Raw genomic sequence first — 18,661 nt, forward strand, 5'->3', positions numbered from 1 at the left:
CTCCTTCTTTTATTAAATGTGTATTTAGTCGTTGCTTGCAACCTTGCTATATCCATCTATGATTCGCTCTAATTTACCCGTTTCGGGATGGATGACCATACCGTGAACGGCAATGGAATCTGGTAATAATGGGTGATTTTTGATCAACTGGACACTATTTGTTACACTCTCCTCAACACATTGAAATCCCGACAGCCACTTTGATAGATCAATACCAGAGTTTGTAAGGACATCAATTTGCTCCTGACTGACTTTCTTCTGCTTTGCGGCATCAAGAAGTGAAGATGATTGAAGCCCCACCATACCGCAGCCGTGATGTCCGATCACACACACTTCCTCCACTTTCAGCTCATAAATAGCGACAAGAATACTGCGCATAATGCTGCCAAAAGGGTGCGAAACAATAGCTCCAGCGTTTTTAATGATTTTCGCATCACCATTTTTTAAACCCATCGCTTTTGGAAGCAGCTCCAACAGACGGGTATCCATGCACGTAATGATGACGATCTTTTTATTTGGATACTTTGTGGTTTGAAACTCTTCATATTTATTTTGATCGACAAACTTCTTGTTATAATCCAGAATTCTAGAAATGATAGACATTACTTATTCTCCCTTCTCATGTTGAAATATGTTGGAAATGTTCTATGTACAATAATCCAGATGCCTTTCATCCAACTTATTTGCCTCCTTTTTATCATTTGGTGCCTTCACCAATGATTTAAGGCGAATCCATGGATAAAACCTTTTTTTAAGCTAATTCCATGTTAGAGTTATTAAATTAGAGTTAAATGATAGAAGGATTAGAAATCAGTGAGAATTATTACAATTTCTTCTCTTTCTTTTTGCATTTTCCTTACTCATTAAGATCAATAAACAAAAAAAGGGTGATGCATATTAGATATCTAATATGCATCACCCTTTTTTTTGAGGAAAGAAACATTAAAATTTGATGGAAAACATCTATTCAGAGTCATCCTCATCATCTTCCCATGTGACTGTTTTTACTTCCTTTGTATAACCGTCCACTTGAACAACTGCGTCCCTATCGTCTTCTAATTCAACTTCGACCAAATAGTAGGGTGTCTGACCAGAGGGTTGATAAAATTCTGTATCATCACCTGTTCCTTTTACATGTTTTTCCGCAATCGCAATTGCTTCGCTTTCTGTAATGATACTATCCGCTACCTTTGTTGAGTCAATAATGGTTCCTGTATATGCGTCGAGTATTAATGTGATTTTCTCGTTATTCTTATTGACAACTGCTTTATAATAATCGGAGTTGTCTATTTCCTTCACAAAATCAATTTGTTCCAGATCACCTTGGGAGGAAATACGCTCCTTTATTTCTTTTTGGGTCAGTTGCTTTTGGGGTGTTTTTTCCGTCGAATCTTCAGTTGTATTATCTGAAGTTTCTTTAGTCACTTTTCGCCTTTTTATCGAATTAACTTCACCGCTTTTTGCATCAATCCTAATTTGATATACCCCAGTTTCAAGCTGCATTTCAATCTGATATTCTTCACCTTCATTTTTCGTTGTCTTTATAATGGTTCCAGGATATTTATCCTTTGCCGTCTGGTTCACTTCTTCTATAGTTAAGCTTTCCGCGGATAATGATGGAGCCCACCATTGAAATCCGACAAATAAAAGCAGACCAAAAACAAGAGTTAATCCAGCTGGTACCAGCCATTTTCTATGCTTCTTCATCGTATCACCCATCCAACGTCATTCTGTCTTTATAATATCTTGGCAGAACCCGATAAGAATTTACCTTTGATACTGGGATCAATCGGCAACTCACCGGTTACTTTTATTTAAACGTCTCTTTTTATGTTTAAAGCAGCATTCTTTTAGAGACTTGAGTAAATAAAAGAGTAACTATTGTTCCCCTGCCTTCAAGACTATCCATTTCAATCCGTACATCAATTGCATCAGCAATTTCCTTTGCCATGGAAAGCCCTAATCCTGATCCGCCTTGATTTCGGCTTCTTGCTTCATCTACACGATAAAAGCGATCGAACACTTTTGGCAATTCAGCCTTTGGGATTCCATCCCCACTGTCCTCGATGCGGATATATGCTTCATTACTTGATTTTCCTATGTAGACTGAGATAGGCCCGTCACTATACTTTCTTGCATTGTCCAAAAAAATAAACAAAAGCTGTTTTAACTTTTGAACGTCCGTTAATGCTTCAGTTTCATCGCGACTATAAATCTCCACTGTTCGTTGATACGCATTTTTATACACTTTTGCTAACTCTGTTACGATATCGGTCAGATTTACGTTTTCCTTCTCTATATTCCATTTTTCCTGATGCTTTGCAAGCAGGAGCAATTGCTCTGTCATCTCTCTCATTCTAATGGCTTCCGAATGAATGGCCTCTATTGATTCATCAAACAAATCAGGACGCTTCATCCCTCTTCTTTTCAAAAGACTTGCATAGCTTTCGATGACAGTTAGCGGTGTTTTTAATTCATGTGAAGCATTTGATACGAATTGCTCCTGTTTTTCGAAGTTAGCCTGCAGCAAATCGATCATGTGGTTAAAGGTTTTCCCCATTTCCACAAGTTCATCTTTTGATTCTTCTTCTAGGCTAAGTCGCTTAAATTGGCCACTTGTTTGAATCTCCTTCATCGTATCAATCATCGATCGAATCGGACGAGCGATGAAGTTACTAAGAATACTGCTTGATATCAGAACAGGTATCATGGCAATGACAGTTACGGCAATTAATACAATGCGAAGAACAGAGAGCATTTCTTCTGTTGCTTGAATGCTTTTGGTGATTTGAAGATTAACAACACTTCCATCCCCCCAAACGATCGGGTTTGAAACGAACACATACTTTTTCTGATGAAAAGTGATGATCACGCTCCTCTCACCTGGGTAAAACCTGCTATTTCGATTGCTTAACTGCTTTTCGGAATTGGATGTAACAAATGTTTCTTTTCTTTGATCCTCTTTTACAATACCAACCATGCCATCTATAGGCAGATATGCACGAAGTAAATCATTTGGTGAAATTTGATTAACGTTTTTACTAACATCAAATGCAATTTTCTCTGTCTCCGCTTTTGCATGATTAAGTTCATTCACCATTATCAGGTTATTGAAAACAAAATAAATGGAAACATTCATCAAAAGCAGCAGGAAAATGAATAACACCGTTGTATATAAATTTATTTTCTTTCGAAGTCTCATTTTGCTTCCTTCATGACGTAGCCAACGCCTCTTACAGTATGAATGAGTGGCGTATCAAAGCCATATTCGAGCTTTTTTCGAACATATCGGATATACACATCCACTACGTTTGTTTCTCCATAGAAATCGTACCCCCAAACTGCTTCCAGAATTTGATCCCGGTTTAGCACTTGACGCTTATTCTTCAGTAAATATAGAAGTAAATCATACTCCTTCGGGGTTAGGTCAATTTCATTTTCTCCTCTAATGACTTCGCGCGTTTTGACATTTACCTTTAAATCAGCAGTATTTAGCCATTCACCATCTTCATTTTCCCTTGAAGGTGCGCCAGTTCGCATTCTTAAAACCGCACGAATTCGAGCAAGCAATTCTTCAATTTGGAAGGGTTTTGTGATGTAGTCATTCGCGCCGAGATCAAGACCGGAAACCTTATCTTCAACCGAACCCTTTGCCGTTAACAGGATGACAGGAGTGACGGTGTTTTTCGTACGAATTTTACGAAGCAGCTCGATTCCGCTTATGCCTGGAAGCATGACATCCAATAAGATCAATTCCCACTTTTTTGATTGAAATGCTTCAAGGGCTTCATATCCGTCCATTGCCCTTCCGGTTTGATAGCCTTCGATTTCGAGCTCTAATTCAAGCAATCTCAAAATTTTCTCTTCGTCTTCCACTATTAATATTGATTCTTTATTCATTTGGAATGCCTCCTTTTGTGGGGATTTTTTTGTGGTATCCTGTCAGGAAAATTCATTCAAAACATTGTTTTTTTTCCTGATCACGAGATTGATAGGGAAGCGAAGTTCAAGAAGAAAAAGGCTGCCTCAGCAACCTTACTTGTTTTGAAGTAAAGCACTTGTCAGTTGAAAAGGTCAGGTTATTAAAGAAACCATTCACCTTGAGCAATTTTCACTACTTTACCTCCTACATGAACGTCGATTTCCCCGTTAACATCACCTGCTTTTAAAAACAATAAAGAAGGTCTTTCGATTTCGCATCCTTGTTCTACGCGAATGTCTATTTCACTTTTTTCAAAATACCGGTATTTAACTAAGTAAGCAGCTAAACATCCATTAGAACTGCCAGTTGCTGCATCTTCGGGAATACCATAATAGTCCGCAAAGTCGCGAACATTCAAATCATTTTTCGAATCATACGTTTCTGGAGAAAAAACCATAATGGCTTTTGCATCCGTATGTTCGATTAACTCAAAATATTTTTCTTTATTAATCTTTACTTTTTTAACAGCTTCCAATGATTTTAATGGGACAACAAGCACTGGAAGTCCCGTCGAAACTTCTTGAATGGGAAATCTATCATCTATGTTTTTTTTATGTATATTTAAAATTTCAGAAATTTTATCTGTATCTAAAATCCGGCCAAAAGTTGGTTCATTTTGTTTCATCCATAGAAGCTCTTCTTGATTATTGAATATTACTGTTATCTGTCCACCTTTAAAGTTTAAGATAATGTTTGCCAATGTTGCTTCTAATACTTCGTTTTGAATGATATATGCAGTTCCTAAAGTCGGATGTCCAGCAAAGGGAACCTCTTCATTAGGTGTAAAAATCCGAACATCATAGCCGCCATCATTTTTTGAATCAGACAAGATAAAGGTAGTTTCGGAAAAATTAATTTCTTTGGCTATTTGTTGCATTTCATTTTCCGGAATATTTCCAGCGTTCTTAAAAACAGCGAGTTGATTTCCTGTATATTTTCCATTAGAAAACACATCAACAATAGAATAATTAACTCTCTCCATAAACTTCCCCTCGTTTACATTTTAGTTATTTTAACGAATGTACAAATTATTGCATGTAAAATTTTAAAAAAGAAGACGCTATTTACCCAGTTAGCTCCATAAAAAAAAGAGCTGCCAGAGCAACTCTCATGTTAAAAGCCCTATATACTTTTAGTACAATATTACTCTTATAAATCAACATAATCCTGTCTTTTATTTTTCACATTCGTTTTTGATTTTATATTTAGGTTCGATAAACTCACACCAACTAAAGTTAATCCCCCTCCTCCTAAAGCTAGCATGGTTGGAAATTCCCCTAACAAAAGCCATGAAATAATAAGTGCTACAGCAGGTGTCAAATACAGCGAACTTGTCGCTTCCGATGCCCCAACTTTTGAAGTAATATAAGCAAGGGCAAAATACGGAATCACCGTTGGAAATAGACCTAAATAAATCACAGCATATGTTGATGAAACTAAGGAACATCCTCTTGACAACCATTTTATCTATCTTTCACCATAATATTTAAGCGCATAAGAAAGAGAGCTGCCAGAGCAACTCCCTTGTTAATTCTAAATCCCCAATGATGAATAAAGACCATATAAAAATTTCATAAAAAACCATAGAATTCTATATTAAGAAACCTTGGGCGGCGACATAGAAAACAAATAACGAGACAGCAAGACACATATACCCCCCAAATCCTTTTCGATCCTTTTGAAGTTCGATAAATCCTATCACCAGCATCATTAACCCCATGAACAACATGGTATACGGTAATAACTCAGAAATCCCAGTAATTAACTGAGTTGCTGATAAAGCAATAACAATGATCCCTAAGATGATTCTAACTATTTTCAAGAAATATTCCCCCTTATCCTAATCCACTAATTATACCATTTTGTATAAAGTTGCTTTTAGACTTTTTTGTTAGTTACATTTTATCTGTTCACCCAATTGACCTTAGGTGCGATTGCGGTCAATATTATTCCGCCAACCTATGTCATTACTTCGCTTACGTTTTCGATGTTCGCGTTCGAGTTTTAATTTTTCGATTCAATCAACATTCAATTGTCAGATCAAAAACATGAATTATACGTTTGCCCATTTTTGTAAGTGAATGTGTAGTTTCCTTCTTTTTTCAATAAAACCGGCAAGTACTGTGCAACCATTTCAGCAATTCCAAGGTTATGTGGATGGAGTATCCAATCAATCGATTTCCATTCCAGAATACCTTCCCGCGTTTTTTTCGGTGTTTCATATATTAAATGTTCATCCGCTTCATACAAATATACATATATTCCATCCAGTTCACCTTCCGGGGTCTCCCATGTTACCGTTCCTTTAGAAAAAAAGGTCTTTAACTCTATGCCCGTTTCCTCCAATACCTCACGCAGTGCACCTATATCAGGGGTTTCACCTTTCTCGATTTTGCCCCCCACTCCGTTCCAAACACCCATAATTGGAGCTTTCTCCCGATTAAGCATAAGTATTTCATTATTTTTCTTTACAAAACAAACTGTATACTTAAACATTTTATAAAGTGACCCCTTTACCGTTAGTTTCATTAAAACATTGGCTTGTCATCTGCCTCCAACACACTCTCAAATTTTAACAATGAAAAAAGAATCCGTAAACGTCCTGCGTCGAAGAATGAATGAACTCCCCCATTAGATATAAGTTTCATAGCTTCTATTTTTGCGCAAAATAGTTATTTAACTCGTATATTTTGCTATTTAATCCTATATTTCGCTGTTTACTGGTGAGGTTGCGCTATTTATTCATGAAACTTGCTGTTTACTCGTGAATTAATGCTGTTTACTCGTGAAATTCCGCTCTTTACTCGTGAATTTCTGCTGTTTACTCGTGAGTTTTGCTGTTTTACTCGTGAGTTTCCGCTGTTTACTCGTGAATTTTGCTGTTTTACTCGTGAATTCGTGCTTTACTCATGAAATTTGCTGTTTACTCGTGAATTTTGTTGTTTTACTCGTGAATTTCCGCACTTTACTCGTGAGTTTTGCTGTTTTACTCGTGAGTTTCCGCTGTTTACTCGTGAATTTTGCTGTTTTACTCATGAATTCGTGCTTTACTCATGAATTTTGCTGTTTTACTCGTGAATTAATGCACTTTACTCGTGAGTTTCCGTTCTTTACTCGTGAGTTTGGCTGTTTTACTCATGAATTCGTGCTTTACTCGTGAATTCGTGCTTTACTCATGAAATTTGCTGTTTACTCTTGAGTTTTGTTGTTTTACTCATGAATTTTGCTGTTTTCTCGTGAATTTTGCTGTTTTACTCGTGGATTCGTGCTTTACTCGTGAATTTTGCTGTTTTACTCGTGAGTTTCCGCTGTTTACTCGTGAGTTTTGCTGTTTTACTCGTGAATTCGTACTTTACTCATGAATTTTGCTGTTTACTCTTGAGTTTTGTTGTTTTACTCGTGAGTTTCCGCTCTTTACTCGTGAGTTTTGCTGTTTACTCGTGAATTAATGCTCTTTACTCCTGTATTTCGTTGTTTACTCGTGAATTTCCGCTCTTTACTCGTGAGGTTTGCTGTTTTACTCGTGAATTTCCGCTCTTTACTCGTGAGTTTTGCTGTTTTACTCGTGAATTCGTGCTTTACTCATGAAATTTGCTGTTTACTCGTGAATTTCTGCTCTTTACTCGTGAGTTTTGTTGTTTTACTCGTGAATTAATGCTGTTTACTCGTGAGTTTTGTTGTTTTACTCGTGAATTACTCATGAAACTTGCTGTTTACTCGTGAATTTCCGCTCTTTACTCATGAATTTTGCTGTTTTACTCGTGAGTTTCCGCACTTTACTCGTGAGTTTTTCTGTTTTACTCGTGAGTTTCCGCACTTTACTCGTGAATTCGTGCTTTACTCATGAAATTTGCTGTTTACTCGTGAGTTTCCGCTCTTTACTCGTGAGTTTTGCTGTTTTACTCGTGAATTCGTGCTTTACTCATGAAATATGCACTTTACTCGTGAATTCGTATCTTAATCATTACTTGTGCAAAAAAAGCAGCGATCCTCTTGGAATCGCTGCTCCCTGTTATTTATGCTCCTGCCCAAACATCCTTGGCATATCTGCCATTCTCCTCTAAGGATTTCAGCCATTCAGTGGCTTCTTCTTTAGTTGTTTGATAGAAATGCATATAGCTGTCGATTAATGTTCGTTCAACATCGGGTGCCATTTTGCTTCCGTCTCCGCAGATGTATAGGTGTCCTCCTTCTTTTAATAAAGGAAGAATGTCTTGAGCGTTTTCCGCTAACCGGTTTTGGACATATGTTTTTTCTTGACCGGGACATCTTGAGAAAGCGGTGTGCAGTGTTACAAGTCCCTCTTGTTCGGCTTCCACGAGTTCTTCTTGATAGAGGAAATCGTGTTCAGGATTACGGCATCCAAAGTAAAGGTGGGCCGCCCCTAGGGTTTCACCTTTTTTCTTAAGAGCGCGACGGGCCTGAATGAAGCCTCTGAATGGTGCAATTCCTGTTCCTGGGCCAATCATGATGATTGGTTTCTCTGTTTGCTCCGGAAGCTGAAAATTGGATTGCGGCGTATTGATAAAGCAGGCTACCTTGTCGCCCTCGGAGCGTTCTGCCAAATAATTCGATGCAATTCCTTTGTATTCCCCGTTGCCGCTTAAAGCATTCCCACGGACGACGCTGACCGTGATGCTTGCTTCTCCTTCCTTGTGGAGCGGTGAGCTTGAAATAGAGTAGTATCTTGCTTTTAAAGGTGGCAGTAAAGCCAGGAAACGTTCAAATGGGATTTCACATGCAAGGTACTTTTCTGTCAGATCAAGCATGGTCATGCGCTTGTTCAGGATTTCTCGTTTATAGGTACTGTTGTCCTCAAGAAGATTTTCAAGTTCTTTTACATGTGGAGGACATACCGTGTGAGTGGCAAGCGCCCGAATCTGAGACCGGGTGGCTGGTTCTTGGAACTCCACATGATTGGATAGTAACTCCTCGAGTTTTATAGGTTTTCCTGTAGGAAGATGGGCAGCTTTTCCCGAATCCCCAGTCAGATTGACATAATCCTGGCCATTCAGGTTGAATCGACTGAGCACTCGCTCGACAAGTTCAGATGGATTTTGAGGAAGAACCCCGAGATGGTCACCTTCCTGATAGTGAATGCCCTCTGGCACAGTTAGCTCTATATGCCGTGTACTTCTTCCGCTTTCTACATGTTGTAATTCGAGATTCCTTTTTACAATCGATGTAAATGCATGATGGGTGCGGGCGAGTGGCGTGCCGCTCACATTACTTACGAAGTTCATCGTAATCGAGCTGACTACCCGATCATTCATATTCACTTCGATGTTCAGGGTTTCGGCAAGATTTGGCCAAAGTGCTTCTGTCCATTTCTCGTAATCCCCTTCAAAATCATCGCTTGCATCTCCATAGCCTGTTTCTGACAGCCTCACTGCTCCTTTTTGTTCCAGCCGTTCATCAATGAAAATCGGAATGCGTTGGTACGTATTGGCCCAATTGCGGTCTCCGCAGCCAAAGACCGCATAGTGAACACCATCCAAAGTGGCATCATGACTTTCCTTCAGCCATGAAACAAAGTCATCCGCATTATCCGTGGGATTTCCATTATAAGATGCCGAAACTATGAGAACGGCCCCTTCTTGAGGAAGTCGATTGGTGTAATCATTCAAAGGGGCAACCCTGGCATTGAAGCCTTGTAGCTTCCCTGTTTCAGCAAGATCACGAGCAATCCCTTCAGCTGTTCCCATGTTTGATCCAAACAGGACGAGTAATGGTGTGCCATGCGCAGATTCGATGGAAGATGCCGTGGCTCCTTTGTCCGCAGACTTTGGTTCTGGAGAAGCAACGGTAAACGACATCGCCCGCTTTCTAGGTGAAACGCGCATGGTCAATCCGTCCGGTTTGAGAGTCAAGGTTTCTTTAACATCCAATTGATAATCTTCATGATCAATCAAGTCAAAGTGCTGTAAAACCATTCCGAGCACCAATGTCGCTTCATGAAGGGCAAACTGCTGTCCGATACAGGCTCGCTGCCCGTTTCCAAACGGTTTATAAGCATGATAAGGGATGGAATCTAAATTCTCGAACCGCTCAGGAATGAATGATTCAACGTCATCACCCCAAACGGATGGATCACGGTGAAGCTCAGGAATAAGCAGCGTGAACACATCCCCTTTCTTCACATTGTATTTTTCGTCCAAAATGGTATCTTCTTTCGCATAAACGGAAAACGCCGGAGCTGTCGGCCACAGACGAAGCACTTCATTCAGCACCATACGGACATATTTCAGCTTTTTCACTTGTTTGTAATCAGGAACATCGTCACCCAGCACTTCATCGACTTCCTGCTGTGCTTTTTTTAACTTGTCTCTGTTATTCATGAGGAAATAGATGGCGAACGATAGGAGGCCGCTCGTCGTTTCATGTCCAGCTATTAAAAAGGTAATAATTTGAAAACGGATATTTTCATCATCCAGTGATACGCCTGTTTCAGGATCGACTCCTTTCAACATATGTGAAAGAAGGTCATCTTCTCCCTGATCACCATTTTGTTTTCGTTCAGCAATCATTTCATCCACTAGAGAGAACATATATTGAATGTCTTCCCTGAATTGTTTTTTAGACTTGACCATCAGTTTATCTTGAATGCCAAGTCGCTGCGTTTGGCTCATTGCTTCATCCAATGCACGCACCATACTGGTGACAAAAGGATGGGTGGTCTCCCGATAAAAACTGTTAAAGCGGTAATTGAACCCGCAGAGACCGATCGTATCCAAGGTCAAACGTGTCATATCTTCAGGAACATCAATCACATCAGCCGGATTCACGCGAGCCCATTTCTGAATGAGTTGGGTTGCAAGATCCACCATTTTAGCATGATACCCCTTCATTGCCTGCTGGCTAAAGCTGGGCAGCAGGATGTTATGGGCCTTTTTCCAATTCGGCTCGGCCGTTTCACTTGTGAAGAGACCATCGCCACCAAATGCTCGCACTTTTTGCAGTGAAGGACCGACTTTCTTATCAAACCTTGTTTCATCACAAATTTCTTTAGCGAGGGCAGCACTGGATACGAATGTAGAGATGCGACCAGGAAATTGGAATTGAAAAATCGGTCCAAGTTCTCGTGCCAGCTTCATATATGACTGAAGCGGTTTATCCTTATCTATTATAGGCAGGCTGCCTAGGGGGCCGTATGACTTTGGCTGTGGAAACTGAGTTGTATTTTCCATATTATTAGCACCTCTTTTATTAGGTTAAAATGCGAAATGAACGTTCATTCCGCTTAATTGTTGAAAATGTCTCAAACGTGCAACCGGACAGAAATCCCAAAAACTTTCTTCCACATCTGCCAAAAGTTTTGATTCAGGTTCTAGCTCCCCAATGCGAACAAGCTGCGCAAGCTCAAGAAAATTCTCCGTAATTTCTTTTTTCTCTTTTCCTGAATCAAAGAAAGTTTTAAATATATTCAAAAAATGGGCTCCACTATGAATCTTTATAAAATAAAGAGCTAGATCCTGCCCTGTCGTAGAATGAACCATTGATTTGAAAATATGGTGGAACTGATTGGGAATCGAATCATCATGATTCACCCTTTTTAGATGCGGAATGAATGTTCATTTCTGTTAATGTAAGTGTATACTCATTAAAATTCCATCTCAATCGCGCATAGTACCCATATTTTGTGAATTCTTTATAAACAAACAGAGACAAAAGACCTATTCATCTTATTTCAACGAGTTAAACCGCCCTAAACAACATCTTTTGACTCATGAAAAAAAGAGCTGATCGTCACAGCTCTTGTACTGGTTAGCTAAAGTAAGGCTCATGCCCTTTATTAAGTTAAACTTCATGTTTACCCATTAAATGAAAAGAGCTTACGCATGATTATAGCGTTCAGATAGTTTCTTTTTATGTGCATTAAACACTTCTTCCAATGGGATATCGTACTTATTCGCAATCACAATCAAGTTACCTAGTACATCTCCCAATTCTTCTGTTAACTCCTGTTTATTCTCTTCAAACGTACCGCTTACTTCATCAGGTCTATCCCTGCCAATCTCAAGGGAGCGAATGGCGCGTGCAACCTCGCCAGTTTCTTCTGCCAAAAAGCCAATGCGAATGAAGATGTCCAATTCTGACCATCCTCGTGCTTCATAATAATCTTTTACCCATTGTTGAAATTCAGTGACGTCCATATTCATCCACCTTTCATTCAGATGATTCAAGTTTAACAAATCCCCCTGAATTTTGTATGATAAGAAAGGAAGATTACTGAATGGGAGCTGTGATATTTTGAAAAGTCTAGCTGTATTTTGTGGATCAAGCATTGGTGCATCTGCTGTCTATGTAGAAGAGGCTAAAAACCTGGGTGCGGAACTGGCAAAACGTAATATTACCCTTGTTTATGGGGGCTCAAGTGTAGGAATCATGGGTGCAGTTGCAGATTCCGTTTTGGAAGCAGGCGGAAATGTAATTGGAGTCATGCCAGATTTTCTAGAAAAAAAAGAAATAGCGCATAAGAGCCTGACCGAACTGATTGTCGTGGAATCCATGCATGAAAGAAAAGCAAAAATGGCTGAGCTTGCAGATGGGTTTATGGCTTTGCCAGGCGGACCAGGAACATTAGAAGAATTCTTTGAGATCTTCACTTGGGCTCAGCTTGGACTTCATCAAAAACCTTGCGGGCTCTTAAATATTAATCATTATTATGATCCTTTGGTCGCTTTATTCAATCATATGTCCGACGAAAAGTTCCTTCATGAAAAATTCCGTTCCATGGCGCTGGTAGATGTTGAACCAAATGGACTCCTTGATCAATTCAATACATATGAACCGCCAACCATAAAAACCTTCATTACTGAAAAACAGACCTGATCGTTCAAAAGCAACAGGCCAAGGTCAATAGTGACCTTGGCTTTTCTGACCAGCTTCAAACCTAATATTTACTTTCACGCCTCATATTCACTGTTTCTTGAAGCGCCGCCCTTTTCGCATGTGATCGTCACAGCACTTTCACTGCTCGATTAGGTAAAAATTAGGTTTAAATAATCACCATGCCCCTTAATAAGTTGAACTTCATGTTCAGAAGAAATCCAGAAGAAATGGAATGTCAGCCCTTCTTCATCCCTCCCACCTGTTGGCTGATAGTCCCATTCATCAGGAACATTCGATGCACAAATTTTATAAAAAAATCTGTTATGTATGGCACCATCAGCGTTCTCCCAAAAATCTTCTGCAATTAAATCCTCCACATTAAAATTCTCAAGACCTGTTTCTTCTTTCATTTCCCTTACCACTGCTTGATATGTATTTTCATGAGGCTCCACTGTACCTTTGGGTATCTGTATCCCGCTTCACTAATGGGATGTTGAAAAACCAATACCTGTGTTTCTCCATTAATGGTCCTTGTCACATACCCGTAGGCTTTTCTTATCGGTATCACTTTCATTCCCCCGTTGTTGATATGAACCCTATTGAGAGATCAATCGCCAAAAGCAAATATGAGCTCTGTCTCGCATACAGTTTCTCCATCAACAGTTGCCCTTCCTTTTCCTTTGCCGATAGGACCTTTTAAGCGAGTAATCTCCACTTCTAAACGTAATTGGTCCCCTGGTCTTACTTGCCTTTTAAAGCGACAATTATCAATCCCAGCCAATAGCCCCATACGCCCTTGATTTTCTTCTTTTGTAAGCATAATAACAGCACTTACTTGTGCTAAAGCCTCAACGATCAATACACCTGGCATCACTGGGTGATTTGGAAAATGCCCATTAAAAAACTCTTCATTTGCTGTTACATTTTTAATGGCCACCGCTCTCTTTCCTTCTTCCAATTCCAAAACCCTATCAACTAAAAGAAATGGATAGCGATGCATGATAATATCTTTGATTTTTTGTATATCAATCAATAGTAAGTCCCCCATTGCGATGAATTTTTTTCACTTTATTTTACCATCTGTATCATCATATGGATATTTTTGTATCTATTACACTGCACTTCGTTCAACAAAAAAAAGGCTGCCTGAGCAACCCTGTTTGTTGATTTCTCTTACAAATCCTTTGATTTTTTTTCCTTCGATTTAGTTAACGGGGATAGAACCAATTGTTCATACCTTTCATAACCACCTAAAAATTTATGAATCAAGCTTATTTTCGGAACAACAAGGTAAACCATCAAGCCTGAAATGGTACTTATAATAGCTCCTGCCAGCACATCCGCCGGAAAGTGGACACCTACCCAAATACGGGAAATGCCAACAATGAAAGCCAGCATGATCCATAACAACCACCATCCTCTTTTGAAAAGCCAAAAGGATACACAAAACGAGAAAAACAAAATGGTATGATCACTTGGAAATGAATTATCCACTGCTTTTTCAATTAACTTATTAACATTTGCCAGCTCAGCGAATGGTTGATTATTCGAATGCAATCCCCCTGCCATTTTCCCAATCACTTCAGCAATTACAAACGTAATCATCCCACAAACAACCATCATTCTACTCTGTTCATTTCGAGTGAACCAAATTACGATGACTCCTAAAGCCAAAAAAAATACCATGTACTCGGCAATGAAAATGGCAGAAGGATTTAAATAAGTGTATTGTTTCCCTAAGTCATTTATCATTCTAAATACATGAATATTCAGTTCAAAAAAACTCATCTCATACCCGCCTTTCCTCTTTTTCTTTCATATTAAAAGAGAAAGGGGGTAAATCTCCATCGATTTCCCTAACAGTTTAAGCTGTCATCTTACAATATTGTCACGTGGTCGCACTAGAAGATCAAGAATTTCGAAAACTGTAAAAATTATCCCATGATCCATATTAAGTCTGTATTAACTTCTTAAATCTGACTTCTTTTCTTCATACAAAAAAGAGCTGCCGGCAAGCACCCCCTTTTATCAAAGATTTTTGGAGGTTAGGATTTTACTTATCCTTTGTACCAGAAAAAAGAGATTCCACCTCTTTTTCCTATAAAATCTATCTTGGGGGAATAATTACGTGTGTAAATATATGTTAAAGTAAAAAGCTTTCTAACAAAAGAGGGCTTTGTTGTAGCGACAGCTTCTGATGGAGAAGATGGTTATCTTACGTTAGTGCCTTGCGCGATAGGATTCCCAATGAGAGATGTGATATATTGAAAACTCTAGCACACTTGTATACGGGGGTAAAAAATGCTGCACATAGAGAACAATTCAGATACTGTAATCATGGTCATTCACGAAATTTATGGATTGAACGAACATATGCAGGGCTTTTGTGAGGCATTATCAAAACAGGACTTTGATGTCATCTGTCCGAATTTGTTAGGTCGCGAAACGCCTTTTGATTATTCCCAAGAGGAAGCTGCATATCGTCATTTTATGGAGAACGTAGGTTTTAAAGAAGCTTTACATAAAATAAGGGATATAATATCGGATGTTAAAGATGAATACAAAAAAATATTCATCATTGGATTTAGTGCAGGGGCAACTGTAGCTTGGCTGTGCAGTGAGGAAGAATGCGTCGATGGAATAGTTGGATACTACGGTTCCCGTATTAGGAATTATGTAGAATTAACGCCACAATGCCCTGCACTGCTATTCTTTCCGCAAGACGAGCCATCGTTTGATGTGGACGAGTTAATTTCAGCTTTAGAAATAAAGAATATCGAAGTGCATAAATTCAACGGAAAACATGGATTCAGTGACCCTTACAGTTCAAAATATCATGTAGAATCAGCGCATAAGGCATTTAGTAAAATGATGAAATTTATTCTGGAACAGTAAATGAATGAACTGAACGTTCAACCTAACATCGTTTTGTATTGATCCAATGTATCGAACCAGCATCACTATGGGGATGACAGTCCGTTTGAACCTTTTTGTACTCTATTTCCAATTCTTTCAAGGATAACTTCATAAGCTTTTCCACAGTCATATTTACATGATGGACCATAAGCTTATGGATTAATTCCTTCCGTCTTTCTTCCACACCTTTCCTCATTTCACCCTCTCCTTTTAATTATTTGATGGTATTAGAGGAATAACCGCCTCACCCGCATTTTCTGAAGTTAACTGAAATGATTTATATCTTTAGACAGGGGGAACTGTCATCGGAAGAGGATTCCTTCTCTTCAATTTTACGTATTTTAATATATTCCTTCTCTAAATCGGTTAAGGTTAATTCAAATAGATGTATGTCATTCTTTTTATAGACACCCTCGTTAATCAACTTGTTGATTAGGAAGTCTCTTTTCTTCTCAATTGCATTACGTAATAAAATCCCCATAATAAATCCTCCTTTATTATATGAACTTCTACGGATTGGAACAGCCTTGAAATAAGTTCAATCGGAATTTGCCGGCTGGCTCATTCACAAAAAAACCGGTGACATCTCTTTACATTAAAGAAAAGTCTCCGGTTTTCCGGTCAATTAACCTATAATTCCTATTGAATTACTAAGTATTGTTGTTACCTATACTACAAACTCTGTGCTCCGTAGTCAACACAAAGTTTTGATTTTCTTGAATTTAATATTTTTTGATTCTGCTTTTGGGTAAGCACTTTTTTATTTTTCTGTTTGTTTCGCTTCATCAAAAGCAGTTTTCACCTTATCCAACAGATCTTTATCCGAAATCAATCGATAACCTGTAAGCGCAAGTGCTTTTGCACCAGTCAGGATGGCTTTGTCCCCAGCTTGAGACTTAGCACAGTTGCGGAATTCATTCGTATGGGCAATCAACTCATCCGGTCCAATTTTTATATAAGGATGGGCTGTCGGCACTACATGGCTTACATTACCCGCATCCGTCGAGCCAAAACCACTCTCTTTTCGTGGAGCCACCGTTTCCCCCAATTGAGCCAGTTCTTCTTTTAACAATTCATCCAGGACTGGATTAATGACAAAATCAAGTACTTCATTTTGGAAACGTTCGACTTTAACCGTGCTTCCTGTGGCAAGTGCTGCCCCTTCAGCAACAGTACGTATTTTACGGGATACCTCTTGGCATAGTTTCCAAGTTGTTGCTCTAATGTAAAATCTGGCAGATGCATATTCAGGAATGATGTTAGGCGCTTCCCCGCCATTGGTGATGATTCCGTGGATTTTGACCTCGCTTGGAAGCTGCTGACGCAAAGCATTAATGCCATTGAACAGCTGAATCACCCCGTCAAGCGCATTCACGCCTTGTTCAGGAGCAGCAGCTGCATGTGCTGATTTTCCGTAAAAATGAAAATCAAGGGGATCGACAGCCAAAAATGGACTGGTTATACCCGTTTTTCCTGCAGGATGGATGATGATGGCTGCATCCACACCATCAAATAGACCGTGCTTCACAAAGCTGCCTTTTGCGCTTCCATTCGGTCCTCCCTCTTCAGCCGGTGTACCGAAAACAATCACCTCTCCGCCTGTTTCCTCCAGCACTTGAGCCAGGGAAATGCCTGCTGCAACACTCGTTGTGCCGATGATATTATGACCGCAAGCATGACCTAAACCCGGCAATGCATCATACTCGGCTAAAAAGGCAATTGTGGGTCCTTCCTTTGAAGAGGTTTTTTTGGCGATGAATCCTGTTTCATGTCCAGCTATATTGCGAGTCACTTCAAATCCTTCATGTTGGAGTATTCCGGTTAACGTGTCGGAAGCGAAGAACTCCTGATTCCCAATTTCGGGTTTGGAATGAATGGCTTGACTCGTTCCGATATATAATTCGGAATGAAGGTCGATGTGATCTTCAATGATTTTCTGATGCTGCTCCCGTACTAATTCTCTCGCCATATTCTTATCTCCCTTTTCATTTATTGGTTTAAAGAGCCGGATAGGCATCCTTCAATCCATCCGGCATCCCTTCACTTTGTCCTCATCATCATTTTTCAATGGCTGGTTTTGTCCAAGCATCCTGGTAATTCAATAATTCATCTACAGAAACATATGCAGGAATGGTGTTTCCTTTAAACGTTTTTTTAATGAATGCCTCCACTTCTTTCGAGTGATAAAGTTCCACTAATTTTTTCAGCTCAGGACGATCGGCATTTCCCTTTTTAACTGCAATGATATTAATATATGGTTTCGCCGTTTTACTTTCATGGAATAAAGAATCTTTTAATGTAAGTCCTGCTTCGACGGCAAAGTTATTATTAATGGCTGAAGCATCGGCATCATCCAAAAGACGCGGTGTATTGCCGGCAGCAACAGGTTGGATTTTCAATTTTTTCGGATTATCCTTAATGACTTCCAAAGAGCCCGATCCATTGAATTCCTCTTTCAATGTAATCAATCCAGCTTCTTGAAGAAGGAGTAAGGAACGGCCAAAGTTTGTTGCTTCATTAGGAACGGCTATAGTCGCGCCATCTGGAAGACTTTTAAGACTTTTATGTTTTTTCGAATAAAGGCCCATTGGTGCAATTACAGTCGACCCGATGGCCTCTAATTTCAAATTTTGATCTTGGATGAATTCATCGAAGTAGGCGACCGTTTGGAATGAATTCGCATCAATTTCACCTTCACTTAACGCAAGGTTCGGTTGGATATAATCATTAAACGTGACCAGTTCGATATTCAGCCCCTTCTTTTTCGCTAAGCTGACAATGTATTCCCACGTTCTCGTATCCCCGTTGCTGACACCCACTTTCACTGTTTTCACATCATCCGAACTGCCTGATGCACCCTCTTCGTTCCCACATGCTGCTGACACGATGGCCAATGCCAATACTATGATCGTTAATAAGATTTTCTTCATT

At 39.3% G+C, this 18,661-nt stretch carries 22 protein-coding genes and 1 pseudogene; 5 read left to right on the forward strand and 18 right to left on the reverse strand.

What is annotated here, in order from left to right; genetic code table 11:
* Positions 1-24: 24 nt before the first annotated feature.
* The 8 genes and pseudogenes from SB775_RS10250 to SB775_RS10285 all read right to left on the reverse strand — a co-directional run bounded on the left by SB775_RS10250 (position 25) and on the right by SB775_RS10285 (position 6,478).
* Positions 25-603: a beta-class carbonic anhydrase gene (locus tag SB775_RS10250; protein ID WP_089362999.1), complete on the reverse strand. Its 579-nt coding sequence runs from the start codon at positions 601-603 to the stop codon at positions 25-27.
* Positions 604-963: 360 nt separating this feature from the next.
* A complete protein-coding gene (locus SB775_RS10255; RefSeq protein WP_410861518.1) occupies positions 964-1,707 on the reverse strand; it encodes a PepSY domain-containing protein in 744 nt (247 codons plus the stop codon).
* A 127-nt stretch (positions 1,708-1,834) separates the two neighbouring features.
* Positions 1,835-3,202, reverse strand: a complete 1,368-nt coding sequence (locus SB775_RS10260) for a sensor histidine kinase (RefSeq protein ID WP_410861519.1) — start codon at positions 3,200-3,202, stop codon at positions 1,835-1,837.
* A complete protein-coding gene (locus tag SB775_RS10265; protein ID WP_061464792.1) occupies positions 3,199-3,900 on the reverse strand; it encodes a response regulator transcription factor in 702 nt (233 codons plus the stop codon). The genes SB775_RS10260 and SB775_RS10265 overlap by 4 nt, the downstream gene beginning before the upstream one ends.
* 182 nt (positions 3,901-4,082) lie before the next feature.
* Positions 4,083-4,964, reverse strand: coding sequence for a PhzF family phenazine biosynthesis protein (locus tag SB775_RS10270; RefSeq protein ID WP_410861520.1), 882 nt, complete (start codon positions 4,962-4,964; stop codon positions 4,083-4,085).
* Positions 4,965-5,131: 167 nt separating this feature from the next.
* Positions 5,132-5,404: pseudogene (locus SB775_RS10275) on the reverse strand (EamA family transporter); the annotation flags it as partial.
* Positions 5,405-5,573: 169 nt separating this feature from the next.
* Positions 5,574-5,804 carry a DUF3953 domain-containing protein gene (locus SB775_RS10280; RefSeq protein ID WP_410861521.1) on the reverse strand — a complete coding sequence of 77 codons (231 nt, stop codon included), beginning with the start codon at positions 5,802-5,804 and terminating at the stop codon, positions 5,574-5,576.
* A gap of 218 nt (positions 5,805-6,022) precedes the next feature.
* The gene (locus SB775_RS10285; protein ID WP_410861522.1) at positions 6,023-6,478 is read right to left on the reverse strand and encodes an NUDIX hydrolase; all 456 of its coding nucleotides are present in this window, start codon (positions 6,476-6,478) and stop codon (positions 6,023-6,025) included.
* A 289-nt stretch (positions 6,479-6,767) separates the two neighbouring features.
* Here SB775_RS10285 and SB775_RS10290 point away from each other — a divergent pair, with 289 nt between their 5' ends.
* The 3 genes from SB775_RS10290 (at position 6,768) to SB775_RS10300 (ending at position 7,637) form a co-directional block, all read left to right on the forward strand.
* Positions 6,768-7,142, forward strand: a complete 375-nt coding sequence (locus tag SB775_RS10290; RefSeq protein WP_410861523.1) for a hypothetical protein — start codon at positions 6,768-6,770, stop codon at positions 7,140-7,142.
* 116 nt (positions 7,143-7,258) lie between these two features.
* Positions 7,259-7,426 carry a hypothetical protein gene (locus tag SB775_RS10295; RefSeq protein ID WP_410861524.1) on the forward strand — a complete coding sequence of 56 codons (168 nt, stop codon included), beginning with the start codon at positions 7,259-7,261 and terminating at the stop codon, positions 7,424-7,426.
* 37 nt (positions 7,427-7,463) lie between these two features.
* Positions 7,464-7,637, forward strand: coding sequence for a hypothetical protein (locus SB775_RS10300; RefSeq protein WP_410861525.1), 174 nt, complete (start codon positions 7,464-7,466; stop codon positions 7,635-7,637).
* Between the two features lie 361 nt (positions 7,638-7,998).
* On the opposite strand, the gene SB775_RS10305 is transcribed toward SB775_RS10300, so the two are convergent.
* The 3 genes from SB775_RS10305 to SB775_RS10315 all read right to left on the reverse strand — a co-directional run bounded on the left by SB775_RS10305 (position 7,999) and on the right by SB775_RS10315 (position 12,135).
* A complete protein-coding gene (locus SB775_RS10305) occupies positions 7,999-11,169 on the reverse strand; it encodes a bifunctional cytochrome P450/NADPH--P450 reductase (RefSeq protein ID WP_410861526.1) in 3,171 nt (1,056 codons plus the stop codon).
* Positions 11,170-11,193: 24 nt separating this feature from the next.
* Positions 11,194-11,529, reverse strand: a complete 336-nt coding sequence (locus SB775_RS10310; protein ID WP_410861527.1) for a TetR family transcriptional regulator C-terminal domain-containing protein — start codon at positions 11,527-11,529, stop codon at positions 11,194-11,196.
* A 285-nt stretch (positions 11,530-11,814) separates the two neighbouring features.
* The gene (locus tag SB775_RS10315) at positions 11,815-12,135 is read right to left on the reverse strand and encodes a MazG nucleotide pyrophosphohydrolase domain-containing protein (protein ID WP_410861585.1); all 321 of its coding nucleotides are present in this window, start codon (positions 12,133-12,135) and stop codon (positions 11,815-11,817) included.
* A 97-nt stretch (positions 12,136-12,232) separates the two neighbouring features.
* Here SB775_RS10315 and SB775_RS10320 point away from each other — a divergent pair, with 97 nt between their 5' ends.
* The gene (locus tag SB775_RS10320; RefSeq protein WP_410861528.1) at positions 12,233-12,814 is read left to right on the forward strand and encodes an LOG family protein; all 582 of its coding nucleotides are present in this window, start codon (positions 12,233-12,235) and stop codon (positions 12,812-12,814) included.
* 149 nt (positions 12,815-12,963) lie between these two features.
* Here the strand turns inward: SB775_RS10320 and SB775_RS10325 are convergent, their stop codons facing one another.
* From SB775_RS10325 to SB775_RS10335, 3 genes are all read right to left on the reverse strand, one after another.
* Positions 12,964-13,266 carry an NUDIX domain-containing protein gene (locus SB775_RS10325; protein WP_410861529.1) on the reverse strand — a complete coding sequence of 101 codons (303 nt, stop codon included), beginning with the start codon at positions 13,264-13,266 and terminating at the stop codon, positions 12,964-12,966.
* A gap of 155 nt (positions 13,267-13,421) precedes the next feature.
* Positions 13,422-13,847: a 3-hydroxyacyl-ACP dehydratase FabZ gene (fabZ, locus tag SB775_RS10330; RefSeq protein WP_061464803.1), complete on the reverse strand. Its 426-nt coding sequence runs from the start codon at positions 13,845-13,847 to the stop codon at positions 13,422-13,424.
* Between the two features lie 140 nt (positions 13,848-13,987).
* On the reverse strand, positions 13,988-14,602 hold the full coding sequence (locus SB775_RS10335; protein WP_410861530.1) for an undecaprenyl-diphosphatase: 615 nt from the start codon (positions 14,600-14,602) through the stop codon (positions 13,988-13,990).
* 513 nt (positions 14,603-15,115) lie between these two features.
* Between SB775_RS10335 and SB775_RS10340 the strand changes: the two genes are divergently transcribed.
* Positions 15,116-15,709: a dienelactone hydrolase family protein gene (locus SB775_RS10340; protein ID WP_377387106.1), complete on the forward strand. Its 594-nt coding sequence runs from the start codon at positions 15,116-15,118 to the stop codon at positions 15,707-15,709.
* Between the two features lie 22 nt (positions 15,710-15,731).
* Here the strand turns inward: SB775_RS10340 and SB775_RS10345 are convergent, their stop codons facing one another.
* From SB775_RS10345 to SB775_RS10360, 4 genes are all read right to left on the reverse strand, one after another.
* Entirely contained in the window at positions 15,732-15,926 is a 195-nt protein-coding gene (locus SB775_RS10345) for a hypothetical protein (RefSeq protein ID WP_089363010.1), read from the reverse strand.
* Positions 15,927-16,007: 81 nt separating this feature from the next.
* Complete coding sequence (locus SB775_RS10350) at positions 16,008-16,211, reverse strand: Fur-regulated basic protein FbpA (RefSeq protein WP_410861531.1); 204 nt, start codon at positions 16,209-16,211, stop codon at positions 16,008-16,010.
* A 279-nt stretch (positions 16,212-16,490) separates the two neighbouring features.
* The gene (locus SB775_RS10355; protein ID WP_410861532.1) at positions 16,491-17,699 is read right to left on the reverse strand and encodes a M20 family metallopeptidase; all 1,209 of its coding nucleotides are present in this window, start codon (positions 17,697-17,699) and stop codon (positions 16,491-16,493) included.
* Between the two features lie 88 nt (positions 17,700-17,787).
* A complete protein-coding gene (locus SB775_RS10360; protein WP_410861533.1) occupies positions 17,788-18,660 on the reverse strand; it encodes a MetQ/NlpA family ABC transporter substrate-binding protein in 873 nt (290 codons plus the stop codon).
* Between the last annotated feature and the right edge of the window lies 1 nt (position 18,661).

It is taken from the genome of Peribacillus sp. SIMBA_075, from assembly GCF_046534585.1.